Source organism: Kitasatospora sp. NPDC093102 (genome assembly GCF_040683915.1).
Classification (GTDB): domain Bacteria; phylum Actinomycetota; class Actinomycetes; order Streptomycetales; family Streptomycetaceae; genus Kitasatospora.
This window is the reverse complement of record NZ_JBFBFA010000034.1, coordinates 26,013-51,264: the sequence shown is the minus strand read 5'-3', so window position 1 is coordinate 51,264 and position 25,252 is coordinate 26,013. Positions and strand designations below refer to the sequence as shown.

Annotated in this window: 21 protein-coding genes; 13 read left to right on the top strand and 8 right to left on the bottom strand. The window is 73.6% G+C overall.

Annotation, left to right across the window (positions count from 1 at the left end):
- Positions 1-20 precede the first annotated feature (20 nt).
- From AB0O11_RS29835 to AB0O11_RS29820, 4 genes are all read right to left on the bottom strand, one after another.
- Positions 21-869, bottom strand: coding sequence for an amino acid ABC transporter permease (locus AB0O11_RS29835; RefSeq protein WP_363393149.1), 849 nt, complete (start codon positions 867-869; stop codon positions 21-23).
- Complete coding sequence (locus tag AB0O11_RS29830) at positions 866-1,516, bottom strand: amino acid ABC transporter permease (RefSeq protein WP_224282636.1); 651 nt, start codon at positions 1,514-1,516, stop codon at positions 866-868. The genes AB0O11_RS29835 and AB0O11_RS29830 overlap by 4 nt, the downstream gene beginning before the upstream one ends.
- 52 nt (positions 1,517-1,568) lie before the next feature.
- Positions 1,569-2,474 carry a glutamate ABC transporter substrate-binding protein gene (locus AB0O11_RS29825; protein WP_363393145.1) on the bottom strand — a complete coding sequence of 302 codons (906 nt, stop codon included), beginning with the start codon at positions 2,472-2,474 and terminating at the stop codon, positions 1,569-1,571.
- A 115-nt stretch (positions 2,475-2,589) separates the two neighbouring features.
- Positions 2,590-3,363 (bottom strand): amino acid ABC transporter ATP-binding protein, encoded by a 774-nt coding sequence (locus AB0O11_RS29820; RefSeq protein ID WP_363393142.1) that lies wholly within the window; start codon positions 3,361-3,363, stop codon positions 2,590-2,592.
- A 393-nt stretch (positions 3,364-3,756) separates the two neighbouring features.
- Between AB0O11_RS29820 and AB0O11_RS29815 the strand changes: the two genes are divergently transcribed.
- Positions 3,757-4,515 (top strand): response regulator transcription factor, encoded by a 759-nt coding sequence (locus tag AB0O11_RS29815; protein WP_363393140.1) that lies wholly within the window; start codon positions 3,757-3,759, stop codon positions 4,513-4,515.
- A gap of 6 nt (positions 4,516-4,521) precedes the next feature.
- A complete protein-coding gene (locus AB0O11_RS29810) occupies positions 4,522-5,946 on the top strand; it encodes a HAMP domain-containing sensor histidine kinase (RefSeq protein WP_363393137.1) in 1,425 nt (474 codons plus the stop codon).
- A gap of 78 nt (positions 5,947-6,024) precedes the next feature.
- Here the strand turns inward: AB0O11_RS29810 and AB0O11_RS29805 are convergent, their stop codons facing one another.
- Positions 6,025-7,044 carry a TAXI family TRAP transporter solute-binding subunit gene (locus tag AB0O11_RS29805; protein ID WP_363393134.1) on the bottom strand — a complete coding sequence of 340 codons (1,020 nt, stop codon included), beginning with the start codon at positions 7,042-7,044 and terminating at the stop codon, positions 6,025-6,027.
- Between the two features lie 94 nt (positions 7,045-7,138).
- Here AB0O11_RS29805 and miaB point away from each other — a divergent pair, with 94 nt between their 5' ends.
- On the top strand, positions 7,139-8,641 hold the full coding sequence (gene miaB / locus AB0O11_RS29800; protein WP_363393131.1) for a tRNA (N6-isopentenyl adenosine(37)-C2)-methylthiotransferase MiaB: 1,503 nt from the start codon (positions 7,139-7,141) through the stop codon (positions 8,639-8,641).
- Between the two features lie 130 nt (positions 8,642-8,771).
- The gene (locus tag AB0O11_RS29795; protein ID WP_363393128.1) at positions 8,772-9,470 is read left to right on the top strand and encodes a class III extradiol dioxygenase subunit B-like domain-containing protein; all 699 of its coding nucleotides are present in this window, start codon (positions 8,772-8,774) and stop codon (positions 9,468-9,470) included.
- 4 nt (positions 9,471-9,474) lie between these two features.
- Here the strand turns inward: AB0O11_RS29795 and AB0O11_RS29790 are convergent, their stop codons facing one another.
- Positions 9,475-9,735 carry an antitoxin gene (locus AB0O11_RS29790; RefSeq protein ID WP_363393125.1) on the bottom strand — a complete coding sequence of 87 codons (261 nt, stop codon included), beginning with the start codon at positions 9,733-9,735 and terminating at the stop codon, positions 9,475-9,477.
- A 164-nt stretch (positions 9,736-9,899) separates the two neighbouring features.
- On the opposite strand from AB0O11_RS29790, the gene miaA reads away from it, so the two are divergent.
- The 5 genes from miaA to hflX all read left to right on the top strand — a co-directional run bounded on the left by miaA (position 9,900) and on the right by hflX (position 16,676).
- Positions 9,900-10,844, top strand: a complete 945-nt coding sequence (gene miaA, locus AB0O11_RS29785) for a tRNA (adenosine(37)-N6)-dimethylallyltransferase MiaA (RefSeq protein ID WP_363393122.1) — start codon at positions 9,900-9,902, stop codon at positions 10,842-10,844.
- Positions 10,845-11,071: 227 nt separating this feature from the next.
- Positions 11,072-11,584, top strand: coding sequence for a hypothetical protein (locus tag AB0O11_RS29780; RefSeq protein WP_363393119.1), 513 nt, complete (start codon positions 11,072-11,074; stop codon positions 11,582-11,584).
- 33 nt (positions 11,585-11,617) lie between these two features.
- On the top strand, positions 11,618-12,523 hold the full coding sequence (gene dapF, locus AB0O11_RS29775) for a diaminopimelate epimerase (RefSeq protein ID WP_363393116.1): 906 nt from the start codon (positions 11,618-11,620) through the stop codon (positions 12,521-12,523).
- Between the two features lie 209 nt (positions 12,524-12,732).
- Positions 12,733-14,964, top strand: a complete 2,232-nt coding sequence (locus AB0O11_RS29770) for an HD domain-containing protein (RefSeq protein ID WP_363393113.1) — start codon at positions 12,733-12,735, stop codon at positions 14,962-14,964.
- 209 nt (positions 14,965-15,173) lie between these two features.
- The gene (gene hflX, locus AB0O11_RS29765; RefSeq protein WP_363393110.1) at positions 15,174-16,676 is read left to right on the top strand and encodes a GTPase HflX; all 1,503 of its coding nucleotides are present in this window, start codon (positions 15,174-15,176) and stop codon (positions 16,674-16,676) included.
- Positions 16,677-16,751: 75 nt separating this feature from the next.
- Here the strand turns inward: hflX and AB0O11_RS29760 are convergent, their stop codons facing one another.
- Positions 16,752-17,870 (bottom strand): hypothetical protein, encoded by a 1,119-nt coding sequence (locus AB0O11_RS29760; protein WP_363393107.1) that lies wholly within the window; start codon positions 17,868-17,870, stop codon positions 16,752-16,754.
- A gap of 58 nt (positions 17,871-17,928) precedes the next feature.
- Positions 17,929-19,125, bottom strand: coding sequence for a hypothetical protein (locus tag AB0O11_RS29755; RefSeq protein ID WP_363393104.1), 1,197 nt, complete (start codon positions 19,123-19,125; stop codon positions 17,929-17,931).
- Between the two features lie 414 nt (positions 19,126-19,539).
- Here AB0O11_RS29755 and AB0O11_RS29750 point away from each other — a divergent pair, with 414 nt between their 5' ends.
- The 4 genes from AB0O11_RS29750 to AB0O11_RS29735 are packed head-to-tail and all read left to right on the top strand — an operon-like array spanning position 19,540 to position 25,244.
- Positions 19,540-21,396 (top strand): IucA/IucC family protein, encoded by a 1,857-nt coding sequence (locus AB0O11_RS29750; protein ID WP_363393101.1) that lies wholly within the window; start codon positions 19,540-19,542, stop codon positions 21,394-21,396.
- 55 nt (positions 21,397-21,451) lie between these two features.
- The gene (locus AB0O11_RS29745) at positions 21,452-22,039 is read left to right on the top strand and encodes a GNAT family N-acetyltransferase (RefSeq protein WP_363393098.1); all 588 of its coding nucleotides are present in this window, start codon (positions 21,452-21,454) and stop codon (positions 22,037-22,039) included.
- A gap of 9 nt (positions 22,040-22,048) precedes the next feature.
- Positions 22,049-23,443 carry a SidA/IucD/PvdA family monooxygenase gene (locus AB0O11_RS29740; RefSeq protein WP_363393095.1) on the top strand — a complete coding sequence of 465 codons (1,395 nt, stop codon included), beginning with the start codon at positions 22,049-22,051 and terminating at the stop codon, positions 23,441-23,443.
- Complete coding sequence (locus tag AB0O11_RS29735) at positions 23,421-25,244, top strand: IucA/IucC family siderophore biosynthesis protein (protein WP_363393092.1); 1,824 nt, start codon at positions 23,421-23,423, stop codon at positions 25,242-25,244. The genes AB0O11_RS29740 and AB0O11_RS29735 overlap by 23 nt, the downstream gene beginning before the upstream one ends.
- Positions 25,245-25,252 lie beyond the last annotated feature (8 nt).

Here is a 25,252-nt window from a genome sequence, read left to right as displayed (position 1 = left end):
ACAGTTCACCTGCGTGTCCGTCAAGCAGCAGCTGAAGTGCGCCGGTTCGCGCCGCGACGGCCACGTGCTTCGATCCAGCGTGCGAGCGCGGTCAACAGCAGGCACATCGCGATGTAGATGGGACCGATCACGAGCACCACGGGGATGTAGGGGAAGCCCGCGGCGTTGATCGGCTGACTGGCGATCGCCTTACCGACGAACAGCAGCTCGTGGTAGGTGATGATGAAGCCGAGCGAGGTGTCCTTGAGGGTGACGACCAGCTGGCCGATCATCGAGGGCAGCATCGAGCGGACGGCCTGCGGCACCAGGATGGACATCATCACCTGGGTCTTGCGCATGCCGAGCCCGTACGCCGCCTCGCCCTGGCCGCGCGGGACGGCGTTGACACCGCTGCGGATGATCTCGGCCTGGACCGCCCCGTTGTAGAGGGTGAGGCCGAGCACCAGCGCCCACATCGGCTCCTGGGCGAAGAAGGCGTAGTAGAGCCCGACGATCAGGATCAGCAGCGGCATCGCCCGGAAGAACTGGGTGAAGGCCGTACAGGCCCAGCGGACCGGCCGGTGGTCGGAGAGCTGACCGGCCGCCAGCAGGGCGCCCAGGGCGAGGGAGAACAGCGCGGCCAGACCGAAGGCCTCCAGAGTGGCCAGCAGGCCGTCCACGATCCGCTGCTGGACGAAGGTGTACTGGAAGGCGTCCCAGAGGCCGGGGTCGAACTGGCCGTTGTCGTTCAGCGCGCTGAAGACGTACCAGAGGAGACCGGCGATGCCGAGCACCGCGAGGACGCCGAACGCGCGGTACCGGGTCCGGGCCCTCGGGCCGGGGGCGTCGTAGAGGACACTCGACGAAGCCTGACGGTTGAGAATGCTCATCGGGCCACCGCCAGTCGGGATTCCAGGAAGCGGAAGAACGAGGCGACCGTCGCGCTGATCAGCAGGTAGGCGCAGGCCACCCAGAAGAAGATGGCGAAGATCGAGTAGCCGCGCTCGGAGAAGGTCTGCTGGGCGCTGTACAGCTCGGGGACGCTGAACGCGCCGGCGATCGCCGAGTTCCTGGGCAGGGCGATGAACACGCTGCTCATCGGGCCCAGGACGGTCCGGGCCGCCTGCGGCAGGACGACCAGGGTGAGGGTCTGGCCGAAGGTCATGCCGAGGCTGCGGGCGGCCTCCGCCTGGCCGAGCGGCACGGTGTTGATGCCGGAGCGGATCACCTCGCAGACGAACGAGGCGGTGTACCCGCCGAGCGCCAGCACCGCGAACACCAGGTGGCTGAAGTGCACGCCCAGCGGCGGCAGGCCGAAGGTGACGGCGAAGAACAGCAGGGTCAGCGGGGTGTTGCGGAAGAGCGTCACCCAGGCGGTGCCGAAGGCGCGCAGGACGGGCACCGGGGAGACCCGGAAGGCCGCCAGCAGGGTGCCCAGCAGCAGGGCGAGCAGAGCGCTGAGCGCGCTCACCTCGATCGTCTGTAGGAAGCCGTCGCGGAACAACGCGAAGTTGTCGTCCTCGAACAGGAACCCCATCCGGCGGCCCTCCTCTCAGTTCATGGTCGGGAATCGACGTACGGCGGGCGGATCAGTAGCGCTCGAGGGCCGGGACGTCCGGCGCCGGGGAGCCGGAGGCGCCCAGGGTCGCGTCGTAGGCCTTCTTCCAGTCGCCGTTGTCCTCGTGGGCCTTGAGGGCGTCGCTGATGGCGTCCCGCAGCGCCTTGTCGTCCTTGTTGAGGCCGACGCCGTAGTTCTCCTTGGTGAACGGCTTGCCGACCACCCTGAGCTTGGGGGCGTACTTGGAGGCGTAGCCCTTGAGGATCGCGTCGTCGGTGGTGACCGCGTCGACCTCGTTGGACAGCAGCTTCTCGACGCAGGCCGAGTAGGTGTCGAACTGCGTGACCTTCGGGTTGTACTGCTGGATGTTCTTGATCGAGGTCGAGCCGGTGGCGGTGCAGACGTTCTTGCCGCTGGTGCTCTCCGGGCCGGTGATCGAGGTGTTGTCGGCCCTCACCAGCAGGTCCTGGCCGGCGATGTAGTACGGGCCGGCGAAGGAGACGCTCTTCTTGCGCTCGTCGTTGATGCTGTAGGTGCCGACGTAGAGGTCGATCTGGCCCTTGGCGATGGCCGGCTCGCGCTGCGAGGAGACCAGGGTCTGCCACTTGATCTGCTGCGGGGTGAAGCCGAGGTCGGCGGCGATCATCTTGGCGATCTCGATGTCGAAGCCGCTGCGGTCGCCGCTGGCGACGTCCTCCCAGCCGAGGTTCGGCTGGTCGGCCTTGGCGCCGATGATCAGCTGGCCGCGCTTCCTGGCCTCGGCGAGGACCGCGGAGTCGATCTTGACGTCGGTCTTGACGGTGTAGCTCGGCAGCTTCGGGGCGGCGGCGCCGCTGCTCGCGGCGGTGGCGCCGGGGGTGCCGTCCTTGCCGCAGGCGGCGGTGGCGGTGAGCGCGACGGCACAGAGCGCGACGGCGAGGGTGCGGGAAGTCCTCATGAGGGTTCTCCTGGGGCTGGGCCGCGGTGTCAACCGGGCTCTGGCGTCTGGAAGTCGTGCACGGGCAGGGCCGGCCGGCACCGTTGCCGGTGGCGGCCCCCCTGGTCTCGAAGCGTCAGTGGTGGAGGATCTTCGAGAGGAAGTCCTTGGCGCGGTCGGAGCGCGGCGCGGTGAAGAAGGCGTCCGGGGTGTTCTGCTCGACGATCCTTCCGTCGGCCATGAACAGCACCCGGTTGGCGGCGGAGCGGGCGAAGCCCATCTCGTGGGTGACCACGACCATCGTCATGCCGTCCGCGGCCAGCTGGCGCATGACCTCCAGCACCTCGTTGACCATCTCCGGGTCCAGCGCCGAGGTGGGCTCGTCGAAGAGCATCACCTTGGGCTTCATCGCCAGCGCCCGGGCGATCGCCACGCGCTGCTGCTGGCCGCCGGAGAGCTGGGCCGGGAACTTGTCCGCCTGCGCGCCGACGCCGACCCGCTCCAGCAGCCCCCGGGCGGTCTTCTCGGCCTGCGGGCGGGGCACCTTGCGCACCTTCACCTGGCCGATGACCACGTTCTCCAGCACGGTCTTGTGCGCGAACAGGTTGAAGCTCTGGAACACCATGCCGACCTCGGCGCGCAGCCTGGCCAGCTCCTTTCCCTCCTCGGGCAGCGGCCGGCCGTCGATGGTGATCGTGCCGGAGTCGATCGTCTCCAGCCGGTTGATCGTCCGGCAGAGCGTCGACTTGCCCGAACCGGACGGGCCGATCAGCACGACCACCTCGCCCTGGCCGATCCTGAGATCGATGTCCTGCAGCACGTGCAGCGCGCCGTAGTGCTTGTTGACGTTGCTCAGCACGACCAGCGGGGCGGCTGCGGGGGTGGAGTCCTCGACCGGGCTCTCGGTCATCGCGCCTGCTCCCTCTGTCGTCGAATAGAGCCTGCCCGAGAAGTCTCAACTCCCTTGGGAGGCAGTGGTGGTACGAGATCCGGGGGCCGCGGCCGGCGGAGCCGCGGGCCCCCGGTGGGCCGACCATAGGAGCCGTGACCGCGCGCCGTCAGCCGATCTGAGCGGAACTTGAGGATCACGAAACGGCCACACGCCGCCCACGCGCTGTTCGCGCGGGCGCCGACGGGGCATGTCACAGCGGGAATCCGCTCCGGTGCTCCCCGTTCCCCACGAGCCCGGTGCGCGGTCGAACCTGGCGCCGGGCCGTTCACTGGCCCATACTGCGCAGGACCGGGACCTGACGGATCGGCCCGGTGATCACCGGTGATCACGTGGGGGAAGGAGGAGAACAGGATGCGACTGCTGCTCGTCGAGGACGACGAACGCGTGGCCGCCGCGCTGGTCGCGGTGCTGGGCCGGCACGGCTTCCAGGTCCGGCACGCCCGCAGCGGGCACGAGGCGCTGGACGCCCTGGTGCCGGACGGCAACGAGCCGTACCGCGTGGTGCTGCTCGACCTCGGGCTGCCCGACCGCGACGGCTTCGAGGTGTGCAGCCGGATCAGGGCCGGCAGCGGCGTGCCGGTGATCATGGTCACCGCCCGCGCCGACGTTCGCTCCCGGATCCACGGCCTCAACCTGGGCGCCGACGACTACGTCACCAAGCCGTACGACATGGGCGAGCTGCTCGCCCGCATCCACGCCGTGGCCCGCCGCGGCGCCGCCCCCGCCGCGGTGTCGGTGCCCGCGCCCGACGCCGTGCCGCAGCAGCGCGGCCCACTGGAGTCCCGCGGCATCCGGATCGACCGGGAGCGCCGCCGGGTCAGCGTGGACGGCCGCGACGTGCCGCTCACCCGCAAGGAGTTCGACCTGCTCGCACTGCTCGCCCAGAGCCCGGGCGTGGTCTACCGGCGCGAGCAGATCTTCAGCGAGGTCTGGCGCAGCGGCTGGGAGGGCAACGGGCGCACCCTGGAGGTGCACATCGGCTCGCTGCGCAACAAGCTGGCGCTGCCCGGCCTGGTCGAGGCCGTGCGCGGGGTCGGCTACCGGCTGATCCCCGACCGTCCGACGCCCGCCGCGGCCGAACCGGCCCCGCCCGCCCCCGCGGAGCACTGACCGCACGTGCGCACCCGCCTCCTCGGCATCCTGATCGCCCTCATGCTCTGCGTCCTGGCCGCCCTGGGGCTGCCGCTCGCGGCGGCGGTCGCGGCGGCCGAGCAGACCAAGGTGGTCGTCGACCGGCTCGACGACGCCGCCCGCCTCGCCCAGGACCTGCCCACCTCCGGCGCCGCCGACTCGGCGCGCAAGGGCGAACCGGAACCCGCCCCGGGCGACCTCAGCCGGCAGCGCGCGATCGACGCCGAGGTCCGCCGCTACCACGACCTGTACGGCGTGCGCCTGGGCATCTTCCAGCGCGACGGCGTGCCGATCGCCGCAGCCCCGGACGACTGGCGGGTGCCCTCCGGGGGCTGGGGAGCCCAGGCCTTCCAGGAGGCGCTGGACGGGCGGCGCAGCCACGACCCGCCGCAGGTCTGGCCGTGGACGCCGGACCGGACGATCATCGTCGCCGCCCCGGTGGTGCGCGACGGCGACGTGGTCGCGGTGGTGCTGAGCGAGTCCCCGACCGAGGCGCTGCGCACCCGGGTGCTGCACAAGTGGCTGGTGATCGGCGGGGGTGAGGCCGCCGCGATGATCGTCGCCGTGCTGCTCGCCGTCCGGCTCACCGAGTGGGTGCTGCGCCCGGTGCGCACCCTGGACCGGGCCACCCACGACATCGCCACCGGGCGGATGGCGGCCCGGGTCGCCCCCGGCGGCGGACCACCCGAACTCCAGCGGCTGGCCCGCTCGTTCAACGAGATGGCGGACCACGTGGTGCTCGCCATGGACCAGCAGAAGGCCTTCGTCGCCGACGCCTCGCACCAGCTGCGCAACCCGCTGTCGGCGCTGCTGCTGCGGGTCGAGTTGCTCGGCCTGGAACTGCCCGAGGGCCACGAGGAGGAGCTCAGCGGCGTCCGGGAGGAGGGCGCCCGGCTGGCCCGGGTGCTGGACGACCTGCTCGGGCTGGCCACCGCCGAGCACGCCCGCCCCGAACCGGAGCGCACCGACCTCGCCGAACTCACCCTGGCCCGGGTGGACGCCTGGCGGCCGGTGGCCGAGCAGCGCGGGATCGGGCTGCGCTGGGACGGCCCGGCACTGGCGATCGGGATGGCCGATCCGATCGGCTTCGGCTCGGCCCTGGACGCCGTGGTGGACAACGCGCTCAAGTTCAGCCCGGCCGGCAGCGAGGTGCGGGTGCGGGTCGCGGTGCGCCGGGACGAGGTCGCGGTGACCGTCACCGACGCCGGGCCCGGCCTCACCGAGGACGAGCTGTCCCGGGCCGGGGACCGGTTCTGGCGCAGCCCGCGGCACCAGAACGTGGACGGCTCGGGGCTCGGGCTGTCCATCGCGCGCACCCTGCTGGCGGCCGGCGGCGGCTCGCTCGGCTTCGCGCCGGTCGAGCCGACCGGGCTCGCGGTGACGCTGGCGGTGCCGCGGCCGGAGAAGTGACGGCCGCCGGGCGGGGTGCGGGCGCCCACGGACCTGTTGCGGCTCACCCTGCGGGGCGGTGGCCCGCGGGCCACCGCCCTACGGCTTCACCGAGCGGTAGTAGCGCGCCGCGCCGGTGTGCAGCGGGAGCGGGTCGGTGTAGACGGCGGTACGCAGGTCGACCAGCTGGGCCGCGTGCACCTGGGCGCCGATCTGGTCCCGGCTGTCGATCACCGCGCGGGTCATGCCCTCGACCAGGCCCGGGTCCGCGTCGTCCCGGGTGATCAGCAGGTTGGGCACGGCCACCGTGGCGACGGCGTCCTTGGGATCGGCGTTCGGGTAGGTGCCCTTGGGCATGGTGGCCGCCCGGTAGGCGTCGGTGCCGCCGCCCTCGGCCTTGTGCAGGGCCTCGGAGAGGTCGCTCAGCGGCACGACCCGGATCCTGACGTGTTCGGAGAGGTCGGTGAGCGCGTTGGTGGGCAGGCCGCCGGACCAGAAGAAGGCGTCCAGCCGGCCCGCGCGCAGGTCGTCGGCGGCCTCGCCGACCCCCTTCGGCACCGGGACTATGTCGCGGTCCGGGTCCAGCCCGGCGGCGGCCAGCAGCCGCTTGGTCACCAGGTTCACCCCGGACTGCGGCAGCCCGACGCCGACCCGCAGGCCCTTGAGGTCGGCGGTGCGGTGCACCGGGGAGGAGGCCGGGACGACCAGCTGCAGGTAGTCGTCGTACAGCCGGGCGATCGCCCGCAGCTTCTCCTTGCCGGGGCCCCGGTAGTCGGCGACCGCGTCGGCGGTGGCTATCGCGAAGGTGTCCCGGCCGGTGATCACCCGGGTGAGGTTGTCTATCGAGCCCTCGGAGTTGTCCAGGGCCAGCCGCACGCCCGGCATCGCCCGGGAGACGTGGGCCTGGAGCAGCTGCCCGTACCGGTCGTAGACGCCGCGTTGCACCCCGGTGGCGAAACGGACCTCGCCGCGCGGGTACCCGGGGGAGCGGCCCGCCGACAGCCACCAGCCGCCGAACCCGGCCACCAGCAGTACCACCACCAGCACAGTCCGCCACAGCGGGCTGCGCGCCGCGGTGCGGACGGCGGCGCCGAGACGGGACGGGGTGGTGGGGGCCATGCAGGGATACTGCCAGGCGCTCCGGCCGAACGGGAGTGAACGGGTGGTGGAAGCTCAGGGAAAAGCGCTTCGCCGCTGCCCGTACCCTGGTCTGGTGAGCGGTGAGAGCGGATTGAAGAGCTACAAGGTCGTCACGCACGGCTGTCAGATGAACGTCCACGACTCCGAGCGGCTGTCCGGCCTGCTGGAGGACGCGGGGTACGTCAAGGCCGGGCCCGAGGGCGACCCGGACCTGGTGGTGTTCAACACCTGCGCGGTGCGCGAGAACGCCGACAACAAGCTGTACGGCAACCTCGGACAGCTCGCGCCGGTCAAGACCCGCCACAAGGGCATGCAGATCGCCGTCGGCGGCTGCCTGGCCCAGAAGGACCGCGAGACCATCGTCAAGCGCGCCCCCTGGGTCGACGTGGTCTTCGGCACCCACAACATCGGCCACCTGCCGGCGCTGCTGGAGCGGGCCGCGGTCGAGCGCAAGGCCCAGGTCGAGATCCTGGAGTCGCTGGAGACCTTCCCCTCCACCCTGCCGACCCGCCGCGAGTCCGCCTACGCCGCCTGGGTCGCCATCTCGGTCGGCTGCAACAACACCTGCACCTTCTGCATCGTCCCCTCCCTGCGCGGCAAGGAGGAGGACCGCCGCCCCGGCGACGTCCTCGCCGAGATCGAGGCGCTGGTGGAGGAGGGCGTCATCGAGGTGACCCTGCTCGGCCAGAACGTCAACGCCTACGGCTCCGACCTGGGCGACCGCGAGGCCTTCTCCAAGCTGCTGCGCGCCGCCGGCCAGATCGAGGGCCTGGAGCGGATCCGCTTCACCTCGCCGCATCCGCGCGACTTCACCGACGACGTGATCGCCGCGATGGCCGAGACCCCGAACGTGATGCACCAGCTGCACATGCCGCTGCAGTCCGGCTCGGACCGCGTCCTCAAGGCGATGCGCCGCTCCTACCGGCAGGAGCGTTTCCTCGGGATCATCCGGAAGGTCCGCGAGGCGATGCCGGACGCGGCCATCTCCACCGACATCATCGTGGGCTTCCCCGGCGAGACCGAGGAGGACTTCGAGGAGACGATGCACGTCGTCCGCGAGGCCCGCTTCACCAACGCCTTCACCTTCCAGTACTCCAAGCGCCCCGGCACCCCCGCCGCCGAGATGGACGACCAGGTGCCGAAGGCCGTCGTGCAGGCCCGCTACGACCGGCTGATCGCCCTCCAGGAGGACATCTCCTGGGAGGAGAACAAGAAGCAGGTCGGCCGCACCCTGGAGATCCTGGTCGCCGAGGGCGAGGGCAAGAAGGACGACAAGACCGACCGGCTCTCCGGCCGCGCCCCCGACAACCGGCTGGTGCACTTCAGCCGGCCCGCCGAGCCGGTGCGCCCCGGCGACATGGTGACCGTCGAGATCACCTACGCCGCCCCGCACCACCTGCTCGCCGAGGGCCCGGCGCTCGCGGTGCGCCGCACCCGGGCCGGCGACGCCTGGGAGAAGCGCCAGGCCGCGCACGCCGCCAAGCCGGCCGGCGTGATGCTCGGCCTGCCGAAGATCGGCGCCCCGGCCGAGCTGCCGCTCGCCGCGCCGGCCGGCGGGGCCTGCTGCGGCGACTGACCCGCTGCTCGTGACGGCGGCCCGGTGGGAGTTCCGACTCCCACCGGGCCGCCGTCGCCGTCGTCGGTGTGGGCCTGTCGCCCGGATCTCGCAGAACGGGATCCGGGCGACAGGCCCTAAAGTGATCCGCATGCTGGTTGCCGCCGCCGTGTGCCCCTGTCCACCGCTGCTCGTCCCGGAGGTCGCCGCCGGGGCGGCCGCCGAGCTGGACGGGCTGCGCGCCGCTTGCGACGAGGCGCTGGCAGCGCTGGTCGCGGCCGGACCGCAGCTGGTCGTGGTGGTCGGCACCGGGCCGGAGGCCGAGGTGTGGACCGAGGGCGGGGCCGGCTCCTTCCACCGTTACGGGGTGCCGCTGGTCGCCAAGCTGCCCGGCGACCGGGTCGAGGGGCCGGAACTGGCCCCCTCGCTGACCGTCGGCGCCTGGCTGCTGGAGCGCGCCGGAGTGACCCTGCCGACGCACGCCTGCGCGGTGCCCGCCGACGCCCCCGCCGACCGGATGCTCGGCCTCGGCCAGGGCCTGGCCGGCCTCGCGGACCGGGTCGCCCTGCTGGTGCTCGGTGACGGCAGCGCCTGCCGCTCGGTGAAGGCGCCCGGCTACCTGGACGAGCGGGCCGAGGGCTTCGACACCGCCCTGGCCGCGGCCCTGGGCACGGCCGACCTGCCGGCCCTGGCCGCGCTGGACCCGGGCCTGGCCGCCGAGCTCAAGGCCGACGGCCGGGCACCCTGGCAGGTGCTGGCCGGCGCCGCGGAGGGCGCGGGCCTCACCGGGAGGCTGGACTACCAGGACGCGCCGTACGGGGTCGGGTACTTCGTGGCGTCCTGGTCCTAGCGGGTCAGGACTGCGGAGGCTGCTCCTCGTCGCCCTGCTTCGGCTTGTGGGCGAAGTCGCCGACCGCGCCCTTGGCCTTGCCGGCGCCGTGCTCGATCTTGTCGCTGTACTTGCCCTTGGTCGCCTTGTCGATCGCGCCGCCGGCCTTGTCCACGGCCTTCTCGATCTGGTCGCTGTGCTTGCCCGCGAACTCGCTGGCCTTGCCCTTGAGCTCCTCGGCCTTGCCCTTGAGGTTGTCCATCAGACCCATGGCGATCTCCTTCATCCGCTGTTTCCTGCACAACGACCCTGCCCGGCAAAGCGTTCGCAAACCGGTCCCAACCGGGGAAACGGCCGGAAAGAGTCCGGGAAACACTCATATCGTCGCGCGGTTGCGGCCGCGCGGCAGCCCGGTCTCCGGTGGCCCGGGGGTTTTGCGAGACTGGAGCGGTGAGCAGCTCCCGTACCCCGCGTGTCATCTCGATCGTCGGCGCGACCGCGGCCGGCAAGTCCGACCTGGCCGTCGCCATCGCCCGCAGTCTCGACGGCGAGGTGATCAACACCGACTCGATGCAGCTGTACCGGGGCATGGACATCGGCACCGCCAAGCTCACCGTGGCCGAGCGCGGGGGAGTGCCGCACCACCTGCTGGACGTCTGGGACGTCACCGAGGCCGCCAGCGTCGCCGAGTACCAGCGGCTGGCCCGGGCCGAGATCGACCGGCTGCTCGCCGCCGGCCGCACGCCCGTCCTGGTCGGCGGCTCCGGGCTGTACGTCCGGGCGGCGATCGACGAGATGGAGTTCCCGGGCACCGACCCGGCGGTGCGGGCCCGGCTGGAGGCCGAACTGGAGCAGGCCGGCCCGTACGCGCTGCACCGGCGGCTGGCCGAGTTCGACCCGGCGGCCGCCGAGGCGATCCTCATCAGCAACGGCCGGCGGATCGTCCGCGCCCTGGAGGTCATCGAGATCACCGGGCAGCCGTTCACCGCCAACCTGCCGAGCAACACCGCCGTCTACGAGGCGGTGCAGATCGGCGTCGCCGTGCCGCGTCCCGAGCTGGACGAGCGGATCGCGCTGCGGGTCGACCGGATGTGGGAGGCCGGACTGCCGGACGAGGTGCGGGAGCTGGAGAAGGCCGGGCTGCGGGAGGGGCGGACCGCCTCCCGGGCGCTCGGCTACCAGCAGGTGCTCGACCACTTCGCCGGCGAGTGCACCGAGGACGAGGCCCGGGCCGAAACCGTCCGGGCCACCAAGCGCTTCGCGCGCCGTCAGGAGTCCTGGTTCCGCCGCGACGACCGGATCAACTGGCTCTCCCGGCCGGCCGGAACCGACCCCGTCGAGCTGCTGGGCCGGTCCCTGGAACTGATCGGGCGTCAGGGAGTTCCGGCCGCGTAGGACGGGTTTCCGGCCAATCCGGCGGTGCACCTGCGCGCGCAGGCGACCGTGCAGGACGAACCGGCGGTCACGGCCCGATCACGTGATGGCCACGGATCACCCGTCGACCCCGGTCAGGCCCGGAACGCCTCTCTGGACATGCCATCATCGATGCCGTAGGGGTCGGCCAACGGGCCGACCGTGCCCGGCCGCGAGTCCGCTCGTGTCGAACTGTCAGGGGAGGCCGTGTGTCGACGGGTACCGGCCCCGAGTCCGGCCAGAGCGGGGGCGTCACCGCACCGGCCGAGGAGTTCGACGAGTCGACGATGGGCGACCTCCCCGTGCTGACCGGTCTGGAGGCGCCGACCTCCTACGCGGTCGCGGTGCCCGCCCTGGACACCCGCACCCCGCCCGGCGGTGCGGTGCACGAACGGGAGATCCGCCCGCTGCGCCGGCTGCGCTGGTGGCAGACGCTGCCGATCGCCCTGCTGGGCACCCTGGGCTCGCTGATGTTCGCCTTCCCGCTCGCCTTCGGCTCGGCCGGGGCGCGCGCCACCATGGTCGGGATGCTCGGACTGCTGTTCACCGCCGCCTCGGTCGGCTGGGGCGCGATGGCCGCCCGGCACGCCGGCTACAAGTGGCCGGGGCTGCCGCGCCGGGGCTCCGGGCAGCGGGCCGGCTGGAAGGCGATCGTGGTCTACACCCTGGTCGCGCTGGCCGCCTGTGCGCTCGCGGTCTGGCGGGTCGCCTACCTGCGCTGAGCGGGCGGCCCACCGCTCAGTACCATCGGAGGGGTGAGCGCATCCTCTCCCCGGCAGGGCGGCATCCCCTTCTTCAAGGGGCACGGCACCCAGAACGACTTCGTCATCGTCCCGGACCCGGACGGTTCGCTGGAGATCGGTCCCGAGACCGTCGCCGCGCTGTGCGACCGGCGGGCCGGCATCGGCGGGGACGGGCTGCTGCGCGTGGTGCGCGCCGCCGCCGACCCGGCCGCCGCGGGGATGGCCGACCGGGCCGAGTGGTTCATGGACTACCGCAACTCGGACGGCAGCATCGCTGAGATGTGCGGCAACGGCCTGCGGGTCTTCGCCCGCTTCCTGGTCGAGGCCGGCCTGGCCGAGCCCGGCGAGCTGGCCGTCGCCACCCGTTCCGGGGTACTCACCGCGAAGGTCGCCGAGGCCGCCGCGGACGGCACACCCGGCGACGTCACCATCGGCATGGGCCGGGCCCGGCTGCCCGGGCCGGACGGCATCGAGGTCGCGGTCGGCGAGCGGCGCTGGCCGGCCCTCAACGTCAACATGGGCAACCCGCACGCGGTGGCCTTCGTGGAGAGCCTGGACCACGCCGGCGACCTGTTCACCGCGCCGCTCACCAGCCCCGCGGGCGCCTACCCGGAGGGCGTCAACGTCGAGTTCGTGGTGGACCGCGGGCCGCGGCACGTCGCGATGCGGGTGCACGAGCGCGGCTCGGGCGAGACCCGCTCCTGCGGCACCGGCGCCTGCGCGGTGGCGGTGGCGGCCATCCGCCGGGACGGCGCCGACCCGGCGGTCACCGGCGAGGCGGTCTCGTACACCGTGGACGTGCTGGGCGGCCGACTGGTCATCACCGAGCACCCGGACGGCCGGGTGGAGATGACCGGGCCGGCGGTGATCGTGGCCGAGGGGCGGCTGGACGGGCGCTGGTGGGAGTCGGTGCGCTGACGCCTGCCCGGGGGCAGGTCGGTTTGCCCAATTCGCGCGGTGACGAATCCCCCCGATCGGGTGATACCGGTCGCGGACGGGAATCAGGGCGTCGCGGAACGTGCTCCGCTCGGTAGCATGGACCACCGGGTCGATCACCCCTGGGGAGGGGTAGCAGGATCACCCCCCTCGGGAGGGGCGGCGCCCGGCGACCGTTGCCGGAGGTGCCGATGACCATCGAAGCCGGGCAGTCCCTGACGGGGCAGCCGACGACCGTACGGCAGGCCGGGGCCAGGCGGCCCCTCGGAGAGCTCGGCCGGGCAGCCCTCGGCCGGGCCGGGCGGGCCGCGTTACTCGCCACCGGCCGGCCGCCCGTGCCGGACGCCCTGGAGCCGCTCGTCCGGGTCCACCGCCGGCACCACCCCCAGGCCGACCTCGGCCTGCTCGCCCGGGCGTACCGGCTCGCCGAGGCCAGCCACCGCGGCCAGAAGCGCAAGAGCGGCGAGCCGTACATCACCCACCCGCTGGCCGTCACCATGATCCTGGCCCAACTCGGCGCCGGGACGACGACCTTGGTCGCCTCGCTGCTCCACGACACGGTCGAGGACACCGAGCTGACGCTGGACCAGGTGGCTGCCGGGTTCGGCCCCGAAGTCGCCTACCTGGTCGACGGGGTGACGAAACTGGAGAAGGTCGACTTCGGTGCCGCCGCCGAGGCGGAGACCTTCCGCAAGATGCTGGTCGCCACCGGGGACGACGTCCGGGTGATGGTGATCAAGCTGGCCGACCGGCTGCACAACATGCGCACCATCCGGCACATGAAGCCGGCCAGCCAGGTGCGGATCGCCAAGGTCACCCGGGACGTGCTGATCCCCCTTGCCGAGCGGCTCGGCATCCAGGTGCTCAAGGCGGAGCTGGAGGACATCGTCTTCGCCACCCTGCACCCCGAGGAGCACACCCGCACCCGCGCCCTGATGTCCGGTCACGAGGCCGAGCCGGACACCCTGCTGGAGCCCTTCGCCCGGCAGCTGGCCCGCCAGCTGGCCGAGGCCGGGGTGGCCGCCGAGGTGACCGTCCGGCCCCGGCACTGCGTCTCGCTGCACCGGGTGCTGCTCCGGCGGGCCGCCGTGCCCGGGCCGGACGGGCGGCCGTCGGGGCCGCGGCCGGCCGATTTCGGGCGGCTGCTGGTGGTGGTCGAGGAGAACGCCGACTGCTACGCCGTGCTCGGCGAGCTGCACACCTGCTGGACGCCGCTGCCCGGGGAGTTCAAGGACTTCGTGGCCGCGCCCAAGTTCAACCTCTACCAGTCGCTGCACACCGCCGTGGCGCTCAGCGGCGGCGCGGTGGTCGAGGTGCTGGTCCGCACCCGGCGGATGCACGAGGTGGCCGAGACCGGGGTGGTCGCGCTCGGCGACCCGTCCCCGGCCGGTGCCGTGCAGGACGCCGACGAGCTGGACCGCACCGACCCGGCCCGCCCGGGCTGGCTCAGCCGGCTGCTGGAGTGGCAGCAGGAGACGCCCGACCCGGACGCCTTCTGGTCCACGCTCACCGCCGACCTGGCCGGCGACCGCGAGATCACCGTGGTGACGGAGAGCGGCGAAACGCTTCAGCTGAGGGCCGGCGCCACCTGCGTGGACGCGGCCTACCTGCTCGGCGAGGAGACCGGCCACCGATGCATCGGCGCGCGGGTCAACGGGCGGCTCACCGCGCTGTCCACCGTGCTGGAGGACGGCGACCAGATCGCGGTCCTCACCGAGACCCTCCCGGCCGGGGGAGGACAGCCCTCCGGCCCGGCCCCCGAGTGGCTGGCGCACGCCCGCACCCCGGCCGCCCGGCTGGCCATCGAGCGCTGGCTGGCCGACCACCCGGTCCGGCAGCCGGTGGTCCGCACCGGCCCGGCCGGCGGCCAGCCCGCCCCGCCCGGGCGCCCGGCCGCCGAGCGGCGGGCCGCCCCGGTCGCGGTGGCCGGACGGCCCGGGGTGTCGGTCCGGCTGGCGCGCTGCTGCACCCCGGTGCCGCCGGACGCGGTGGCCGGCTACCCGATCCGCGGCGGCGCGGTCGCGGTGCACCGCACCGGCTGCCCGGCGGGGGAGCGGATGCGCGCGGACGGGCGGGCCGAGCTGGAGGTCCGCTGGCGGGCGGAGGGCGCGCCGGCCGCCGGGCACCGGGTCACCCTGAGGGCCGAGGCGCTGAACCGGCCCCGGCTGCTCGCCGATCTCACCGCGGCGATCTCCGGCGCGGGCGTCGGCATCGTCTCGGCCGAGGTCGAGCCGCCGCAGGAGTCCCGGGTCCGGCACACCTACACCGTCGAACTGCCCGAGCCGGCCGCGCTGCCGGGGCTGATGCGGGCGATGCTCAAGGTCTCCGGGGTGTACGACGTGAGCCGCCCGCACGCGCCGGAGGGCGGCAGGGAACCGGGGGACCGGCCCGGCGGCCCGGAGGCCCGGGGGAAATGGGGATGACCGGCCCGCGCCGGGCGTGCGACCATCATGGGGAATTCACGGCCGGTCCACGGCGTTCTCCGGGCACAGGGGCCCGGGGCGGCACCCGGGGACCTGAGGGGTAGCTCACCCCGCCCGGACGGTAGCCGGGGCGGCAGCTGGGCAGACTCCGTACGGGACCGCAGTCGCGGTCCCCGAAGGCCATCCGTACCAGTCAGCCAAAGGACAGAATGACCTCCACGTTCGACACCCGCGACCACGCCGACGCTCCGCGCCGCCTCGACGGTCTGCGGGCGGAAGCCCTCATGGACGAGGACCTCGCGGCCATCGACGAGGACCTCGGCCACCACTACGACGGCGACCAGTACGACCGCAGCGAGCGAGCCGCCCTGCGCCGGGTCGCCGGCCTCTCCACCGAACTCGAGGACGTCACCGAGGTCGAGTACCGCCAGCTCCGCCTGGAGCGCGTGGTGCTCGTCGGCGTCTGGACCGACGGCACGCTGGAGGAGGCGGAGAACTCGATGGCCGAGCTCGCCGCGCTCGCCGAGACGGCCGGCTCCCAGGTGCTGGACGGCGTCATCCAGCGCCGTGACAAGCCCGACGCGGCCACCTACATCGGCTCCGGCAAGGCCCAGGAGCTGCGCGACATCGTCGCCGCCACCGGTGCCGACACCGTGGTCTGCGACGGTGAGCTCACCCCCGGCCAGCTGATCCACCTGGAGGACGTGGTCAAGGTCAAGGTCGTCGACCGGACGGCCCTGATCCTGGACATCTTCGCCCAGCACGCCAAGTCCCGGGAGGGCAAGGCGCAGGTCTCGCTCGCGCAGATGCAGTACATGCTGCCGCGGCTGCGCGGCTGGGGTCAGTCGCTGTCCCGGCAGATGGGTGGCGGTGGCTCCGGCTCCTCGGGCGGCGGCATGGCCACCCGTGGTCCCGGTGAGACCAAGATCGAGACCGACCGGCGCCGGATCCGCGAGAAGATGGCGAAGCTCCGCAAAGAGATCGCCGAGATGAAGAAGGGCCGGGACACCAAGCGCCAGGAGCGCAAGCGCCACCAGGTGCCGTCCGTGGCCATCGCCGGGTACACCAACGCCGGCAAGTCCTCCCTGCTCAACCGGCTGACCGGCGCGGGCGTGCTGGTGGAGAACGCGCTGTTCGCCACCCTGGACCCGACGGTGCGCCGGGCCCAGACCCCGAGCGGGCGGCTCTACACCCTGGCCGACACCGTCGGCTTCGTCCGGCACCTGCCGCACCACCTGGTCGAGGCCTTCCGCTCGACCATGGAGGAGGTCGCCGACGCGGACCTCATCCTGCACGTGGTGGACGGCTCGCACCCCGAGCCGGAGACGCAGCTGGCCGCCGTCCGCGAGGTCGTCGTCTCGGTCGACGCACAGAACGTGCCGGAGATCGTGGTGATCAACAAGGCGGACGCCGCCGATCCGCACGTGCTCCAGCGCCTGCTGCGCCGCGAGCCGCACGCCATCGTGGTGTCGGCCCGCAGCGGCGCGGGCATCGAGGAGCTGCTGCAGCTCATCGACGACGAGCTGCCGCGTCCGGCGATCGAGGTGCGGGCCCTGGTGCCCTACACCCAGGGCGGGCTGGTCTCCCGGGTGCACGCGGAGGGGGAGCTGCTCTCCACCGAGCACACCGGCGAGGGCACCCTGCTGCACGCCAAGGTGCCGGCCGAGCTGGCCGCCGAGCTGGAGTACTTCGCGGTGGCCCTGCAGGGCTGAGGCCGAAGCGAACGGAGGGGCCCCGGGGACGCGTGCCGTCCCCGGGGCCCCTCCCGCGTCTCTCCCCCGCGGGTGCTACCTGACGTTCTTGGCGAAGTAGTCGAAGGCCTGCTTCGCCTGGTCCTGCAGGGAGGGGCCGGCCTGGTAGCCGGCCGGGCTGCGGTTGCCGAGCGCGCCGACGCTGATCAGGTTGGGCTTGCCGTCCCTGGTGACGAACCAGCCGCCGCCGCTGGAGCCGGCGGTCATGGTGCAGCCGATCAGGTACATCGGCGGGCGGGTCCGGTCGAAGGAGAGCTGCCCGGGCGCGACCGGGGAGTCGCAGTGTTCGAGCTCCAGGCCGTCGAACGGCCGCTCGGCCGGGTAGCCGTAGGCGGCGGCCGCGGTGATCCGGTCGCGCGGGGCGTTGAACCAGATCGGCACCGAGCCGCCGACCGTCTCCTCCAGGGACCTGCCGGAGCCGTCCTCGCCGCGCACCCGCAGGACGCCGTAGTCGTACTGCTGGTGGGCACCGACGCCGCTCTCCTGCAGCCAGGTCGGCGAGACCAGTGCGCGCACCGCCGTCCACCGGCCGTACGGGGCGGCCTGTTGGTCGGGGTTCGGCTTGCCGTGGACCACCTGGCCGTCCCGGTTGAAGCCGGGTGCGAAGACCAGGTTCTTCATCCAGCCGCCGCCCTTGCCGTCGTGCAGGCAGTGCGCGGCGGTGTAGACGAGGTTGCTGCGGCCGGGGTTGAACGGGTCGGAGACCACGGTGGCGGAGCAGGCCGCGTCGCCCTGCGGCGTGGTCATGAAGAGCCGGCCGACCACCGAGTCGGCCTGGCCGTACGGGTGCGGCTGTGGCTTGGCCGGGACGACGGCGGGCGGGGTGTCCCGCTCGACGCCGGCCGCCGCGGGGGCGGTCAGGGAGTACTCCGGGGTCGGCCGGGGCTTGGCGGCGTCCATCCGGGCCGCCGGCCAGGAGCCGGGCGCCGCGTCGTTGGCGAAGGCGCTGTCGGCGACGAAGCGGGCCCAGTCCTCCACCTTCCAGCCGGTCAGGTCGCCCAGGCTGGTGGGCGCGGACCTGGGCAGGGCGAGGGGGGCGGTGGCGGGCCGGGCGGGGCCGTCCGGGCCGCACCCGGCCGTACCCAGCGCGAGCGCGGCGAGCAGCGCGCCGCTCGCCGTCGCGACCCGGCGCCGCCGGCTGGTGGTTCTCGGCATGCTGGCTCGTTCCCCCGTGCTGTGCTGGTGGTTCCGTACGGCCTCCCGGTGGCGGCTGCTACTTCTTGGAGATCCAGTCCAGTGCCTGCCGGGCGACCGCCTCCAGGTACGGGCCGCTCAGCGAGGTGTGCTCCTGGGTGCCGATCGAGGTGTTGCTGACCAGGGCGGTCCGGCCGTCGGGCATGGTGGCGAACCAGCCGCCTCCGCTGGCGCCCTGGGTCATGTTGCAGCCGATGGTCAGCATGGTCGGGCGCTTGGCGTCGAAGGAGAGCCGGGTGGGCTTGCCGCCGTCGCACGCGTACAGCTCCTGGCCGTCGAACGGCTTGACGAGCGGGTAGCCGACGGCCGAGACCTTGAGCTGGTCGCGCGGCGCGTCGAACCAGACCGGGACGGCCGAACCGACCGTCTCCTCCAGCGACTTGCCGGTGTCGTTCTGGTTGTGCACGCGCATGACCGCGAAGTCGTACTGGTTGGCGGCGTCGCCACTGCCGCCGCCCTCGACCATCCACTGCGGCGAGGTGGTGACCTGGTCGGCCCACCAGGTGCCGAGCGGGGCCAGTTCGGACAGCGGGGCCCGCTTGCCGCCGCTGGAGGCGCCCGAGTTGTTGTAGGCGGGCACGAAGACCAGGTCCTTGTAGAAGTTGCCGCCCTTGCCCTCGTGCACGCAGTGGCCGGCCGTCCAGACCAGGTTGCTCCTGCCCGGGTGCTGCGGGTCGGTGATCACCGTTGCCGAGCAGTTGCCGCGGCCGCCCTTGGCGGAGAAGAACACCTTGCCGGAGGGCTGCTTTGTGTACGGACGGGGCATCGCCACGGCCTTGACCGCCGGGGGCTCGGGGTCGGTCACGCCGTCGTCGGTGGACGGCCCGGGGGTGGCCGGGGCGGGCTTGGCGGCGGGCGGGGCCGGATCGGCGGGCTTGGAGTCGCCCATCTTGTCCGGGTCCCAGAAGTCCTTCACCACCGGGTTGTTGAAGACGTGCTTGGACGCCCACTTGTCCCAGTCCTCGAACTTCCACTTCTTCAGGTCGTCCCAGTTCCTGGGCAGCCCCTCCAGCAGGCTGGTCGGCAGCCCGGACGGGAGGGTGATCCCGCCGATCACGCCGCCCGAGCCCGCGGCCGGGGCCGCCGCCGCGGAGGAGGGCGGCGGCGCGGGGCTGGTCCCGCCGCTCGCCGGACCGTCCGGCCCGCAGGCGCTCACGGCGAGCAGGGTGCCCGCGGCCAGAGCGGCGGCCAGGGCTGACCGGTGGATCGTTGGCATCTGTGCGCTTCCCCCTGTGCTCGGTCGTTCGGTGCTGGGCGGTGCCGGGTCGCCGGCTGGTGCCCCGGCCGGTGGCCCGGTAACCGGGTGGTGCGTGTTCGGCCGGTTCGCGGTGCGGCGGGCCGCCGCCCTGGAGTCTTCCATCGCAGACGAGGACGGCGGTGCCCGCCCCCCGGGTTGCGGTGCGGGCCGGAGGTCACCGATCCGTGATCCGGGCCCCGGCCGGTTGACCGGCCCAGCAGGGCATCCGGCCCCGGAGGTGGACAATCGCCGATTCTCACCCGGACGAGTGAGCGGTCCTTGTGATCACCCGCCAGGGATAGGTAACCCTTACTTGACGCGACGGTGCGAGTGCCCGCCGATCCCCTCCACCACAGTGCGCGTCCGCACCCCCACGCGCCCCAAGGAGCAGTCTTGAGCACCGCCCTCACCGGAGCCCCGCCCGTACCGCCGCCCGCCGTGGAGCGGGCCTCCGGGCACGACCTGCTGCTGCACCCCGACCCGGCCGTCGCCGCCGAGCAGGCCGGACTGGAGGCCCTGCTGCGCTGCTGGACGCGGGAGACCGGAGCCCGGCCCGGCCCGGACGGCCGGCTGCGGATCGCCGTCCTCGGCGGAGCCGCCCGGCTCACCGCCCCGGTCCGCTACTGGTCGCCCGGCGGCTGGCACCGCTTCGGGCCCGCCACCCTCGCGGTGGGGGAGGTCGCCGCGGCGGGTGATGTCTCCGAGGCCCCGGTGGACGCCGTCACCGCCGCCGCGCTGCTCGCCGCCGCGGCCGCCGAGCGGCCCGACCCCGGGCAGGTCGCCGACCTGGCCGGCCGGGTCGCCGACTCGGTCGTGCGCACCACCGAGATCCTCGCCCACCGCCGTACCGCCGCCGTGCCCGGCGGGCCGGAGCGCTCGCACTTCCTCGCCGCCGAGCAGTCCCTGCTGCTCGGCCACCCGCTGCACCCCACGCCGAAGAGCCGCGACGGCCTCGGGCCGGCCCAGAGCGCCGCCTACTCGCCCGAGCTGCACGGCTCCTTCCAACTGCACTGGTACGCGGTGGACCGTGAGCTGCTCGCGGCCGGCTCCGCCGTCGCCGAGAGCGCCGAGCAGCTCACCGCCGGCCTGCTCGGCGGCGGCACGGCGCTGCCGCCCGGCACCGCCGCCGTCCCGCTGCACCCGTGGCAGGCCCGCGAACTCGCCCACCGCCCACCCGTTGCCGCACTGCTCGCCGACGGGCTGCTGCACGACCTCGGGCCGGCCGGCGAACCCTGGTACCCCACCTCCTCGGTGCGCACCGTCTACCGGCCCGGCACTCCGTGGATGCTCAAGCTCTCGCTCGGCCTGCGGATCACCAACTCCCGCCGGGAGAACCTGCGCAAGGAGCTCCACCGCGGCCTGGAGATGCACCGGCTGCTGGAGAGCGGACTGGCCGCCGAGTGGCGGGCCGCCCACCCCGGCTTCGACATCGTCCGCGACCCGGCCTGGATCGGCGTCGACCACCCCGGCCTCGGCGACCCGGGCGGGCTGGACACCGTGCTGCGCGCCCAGCCCTTCGCGCCCGCCGAGCGCGCGCTGTGCGTCGCCGGGCTGGTCGCCGAACAGCCGCTGGGCACCGGCGACACCGTGCCCTCCCGGCTCGGCGACACCCTGCGGGCGCTGGCCGCGCGCTGCGCCCGCCCGCTGCCGACCGTGGCCGCCGAATGGTTCCTGCGCTACCTGGACGCGGTCGTGCTGCCCATCCTCTGGCTGGACGGCCGGGGCGGCATCGCCCTGGAGGCGCACCAGCAGAACAGCCTGGTGCTGCTGGACGCCGAGGGCTGGCCGTGCGGCGGCCGCTACCGCGACAACCAGGGCTACTACTACCGGGAGAGCGCCGCCGGGAAGCTCGCCGCCCGGCTGCCCGGGCTCGGCGCCGACAGCGACACCTTCCTGCCGGACGAGGTGATCGACCACCACTTCGCCTACTACCTCGGCATCAACCACGTGCTCGGCCTGATCGGCGCCTTCGGGTCCCAGCGGCTCGCCGACGAGACGGTGCTGCTGGCCGCGCTGCGCCGGTTCCTGGCCGGCCCGCGGGTCACCGCCACCGGATCGGCGCTGTCCGAGCTGCTGCTGGACGCGCCTGCGCTGCCCTGCAAGGCCAACCTGCTCACCCGGATCAACGGCATGGACGAGCTGGTCGGCCCGGTCGCCAGCCAGTCCGTGTACGTGGACATCCCCAACCCGGTGGCGGGGCACGTGAGCGAGCGGTGGGGGATCCCCCGGCCGGAGGCCGGGGAAGAGTGAACCGGAAAGAGGTGTGCCCGGGCGAACGCCCCGGCGAGGGGAGCGAGGTGGCCGCGTGAAGTCGTGCGACCCGCCCGGGTGGGGCGCTGTCCCCACCCCGGCCGGTGAGTTCCGGCTCGACCCGGTCCGGCTGCCCGCCGACCTGGTGCTGCTCGCCGGATGGATGAACGACCCCGAGGTCGACGCCTTCTGGGAGCTCGCCGGGCCGCCGGAGGTCACCGAACGGCACGTCCGGGACCAGCTGGACGGCGACGGGCGCAGCATTCCGTGCCTCGGCCTGCTCGACGGCGAGCCGATGAGCTACTGGGAGGTCTACCGCGCCGACCTCGACCCGCTCGCCGCGCACTACCCGGCCCGGCCGCACGACACCGGTGTGCACCTGCTGCTCGGCCCGGCTGCCAGCCGCGGCCGCGGGCTGGGCGCCGTCCTCCTGACCGCCCTAGCAGAATTGATTCTCCGCCGGAATCCGCGCTGCGAACGGGTGGTGGCCGAGCCGGACGTCCGCAACCGGCGGTCCGTCCGGGCCTTCGAACGGGCCGGATTCCGGGCCGCCGCCGAACTCGACCTGCCCGACAAGCGCGCCGCCCTGATGGTCCGCGACCGGCCCGGCGGGCCCGCCGCGCAGGCCCAACTCCCCGCCTAGGACACCCCTGTGGACACCTCGACACCCCCTCCGTACGACCTGCTCGGCGTCGGCATCGGTCCGTTCAACCTCTCGCTCGCCGCGCTCGCCGAGCCCGTCCCCGGCCTGCGCACGCTCTTCTGCGACCAGCGCCCGGAGTTCCGCTGGCACCACGGGATGCTGGTGGACGGCGCCCGGATGCAGGTGCCGTTCCTCGCCGACCTGGTCTCCCTGGTCGACCCGACCAGCCGCTGGTCCTTCCTCAACTACCTGCGCGAGCAGGACCGGCTGTTCCCGTTCTACTTCGCCGAGCGCTTCCAGCTGCCGCGCCGCGAGTACGACCACTACTGCCGCTGGGCCGCCGAGCGGCTGGCCAACTGCCGCTTCGGCACCGAGGTCACCGCCCTGCACTGGGACGCGCCCTGGTACCGCGTCGAGCTGACCGACACCGCGACCGGCCGGCGCTCCGAGGCCAGGGCCCGCAACCTCGCCCTCGGCGTCGGCACCCGGCCGGTGCTGCCCGAGGCCTTCGCCGCGCTGGCCGGCCACCCGAGGGCCTTCCACTCCGCCGAGTACCTGGACCGCCGCGCCGACCTGGCCGGCGCCCGCGACATCACCGTGGTCGGCAGCGGACAGTCCGGCGCCGAGGTCTTCCTCGACCTGCTCCGGCGGCACGAGGGCGACGGCGTCCGGCTGCGCTGGCTCACCCGGACCAGGGCGCTCGCCCCCATGGAGTACTCCAAGCTCGGCCTGGAACACTTCACCCCCGACTACACCCGCTACTTCCAAGGCCTGCCCGCCCCCGTCCGGGACGCGCTGGTCGCCGCCCAGTGGCAGCTGCACAAGGCCGCCAGCGCCGAGACCCTCGCCGAGATCCACGACCACCTCTACGAGCGCACCATCGGCCGCCCGATCGACACCGCCCCGGTCGAGATCACCCCCGGCACCGCCGTCGACGCCGCCCGCCCCGGCCCGTGCGGCGGCCTCGAACTGCACTGCCGGCACACCGACTCCGGCACCGAGCACCTGCTGCGCACCGACGCCGTGGTGCTCGCCACCGGCTACCGGGCGGCCCGCCCGGCCGCGCTCGAACCGCTCGCCGAGCTGATCGACTGGGACGAGGCCGGGCGCTACCGGGTCGACCTGGACCACCGGGTCGCCACCCGGCCCGGGCTCACCGGCGGGCTGTACGTCCAGAACGCCGAACTGCACACCCACGGCGTCGGCACCCCCGACCTCGGGCTCGGTGCCCACCGGGCCGCCGTGATCCTCAACGCCGTCACCGGGCGCACCGTCCACCGGCTGCCCGGCCGCACCGCCTGGACCGGATTCGCGCCACCCGTCCCCGCCTCCGCGTCCTTCGACCAGACCCCCGTCGTCCCCCGCTCCCAGGAGTTGACCCGTGCCGCAACCGTCGGCCGCTGAACCGCCGCTCCACCTGCCCCCGCACCTCACCGCCGGGCACTGGCGGCGGGCCGGCCGCGCCCTGCTGGCCAAGATGCTGGGCGAGTTCGCCTACGAGGAACTGCTCCGGCCCGTCCCCGGCGACGCGCCCGGCGAGTACCGGCTGGAGCTGCCCGAGGCCGAGTACCGCTTCACCGCCCGGCGCGGCGCCTACGACAGCTGGCAGGTCGACCCGGAGTCCGTCCGCTGCTCCCGCCCGGACGGCCTCGACCCGCTGCGCTTCCTCCCGTACGCCCGGCAGACCCTCGGCATGCGCGGCGAGACCACCGGCCACCTGATCCGCGAGCTCTCCGCCACCCTGACCGCCGACGCCCGCCAGCTCGCCACCGCGCTGACCGCAGCCGAGCTCGCGGACCTCGACCACACCGCGCTGGAGGGCCGGCAGACCGGCCACCCCTGGATCGTCCCCAACAAGGGCCGGATCGGCTTCTCCGCCACCGACGCCGCCCGCTGGGCGCCGGAGGCCCGCAGCCCGCGCCCGCTGCCCTGGATCGCCGTCCACCGCCGGCTCGCCGAGTACCGCGGCGTGCCCGGCCTGGAACGGCCCGAGCAGCTGTACGCCCGCGAGCTGGACGACGTGGACGCGCTGCGCGCCCCGCTCGGCCCGGACGCCGAGGACTACCTGCTGCTGCCCGTCCACCCCTGGCAGTGGGACGAGACGATCCTGCCGCTCTTCGCCCCCTGGATCGCCTCCGGAGAGATCGTCCCGCTGCCCTCGGACGGCGACCCACGGCTGCCCCAGCAGTCCATCCGCTCCTTCTTCAACACCGCCCACCCCGAGCGCTGCACCGTCAAACTGCCGCTGTCCGTCCTCAACACCCTGGTCTGGCGGGGCCTGCCGGTCGAGCGCACGCTCGCCGCGCCCACCGTCACCGCCTGGCTGCTCGGGCTGCGCGACGCCGACCCGTACCTGCGCGACGAGTGCCGGGTGATCCTGCTCGGCGAGATCGCCTCCGTCACCGTCGACCATCCGCTCTACCGCGAGCTGCCCGAGGCGCCCTACCAGTACAAGGAACTGCTCGGCGCGATCTGGCGCCAGCCGCTCGGCCCCTTCCTGGACGGCGGCGAGCGGGCCCGCACCCTGGCCGCGCTGCTGCAGACCGGCTCCGACGGGCGGGCGCTCGCCGCCGAGCTGATCGCCCGCTCCGGCCTCGCCCCCGCCGAGTGGACCGGCCGGCTGTTCGCCGCGATGATGCCGCCGCTGCTGCACTTCCTCTACCGCTACGGGCTGGTCTTCTCCCCGCACGGCGAGAACGCCATCGTGATCTTCGACGAGCGGGACACCCCGGTCCGGCTCGCGGTCAAGGACTTCGTGGACGACGTCAACCTCAGCGCGCAGAGCCTGCCCGAGCTGCACGGCCTGCCCGCCGAGGTGGCCGAGGTGCTGCTGCGGGAGAGCCCGCAGGGGCTCTGCCAGTTCATCCACTCCGGGCTGTTCATCGGCGTCTTCCGCTACCTCGCCCCGCTGCTGGAGGCGCAGACCGGGCTGCCCGAGACCGAGTTCTGGGCCCTGCTGCGCGCCGAGGTGCTCCGCTACCAGGACCGCTTCCCCGCGCTGCGCGAGCGCTTCGAGCTGTTCGACCTGTTCCGCCCCCGGATCGACCGGCTCTGCCTCAACCGCAACCGGCTGCTGCTGGACGGCTACCAGGACCGCCCGCACCGCCCGCACGCCGCCCGGTACGGGACCGTGCCGAACGCGCTGGTGGCCGTGGACGTGCGACTGCCCGTGCAACGGGACCGGATTGTCATCCCCGCCCCGTAGGGTGGGAG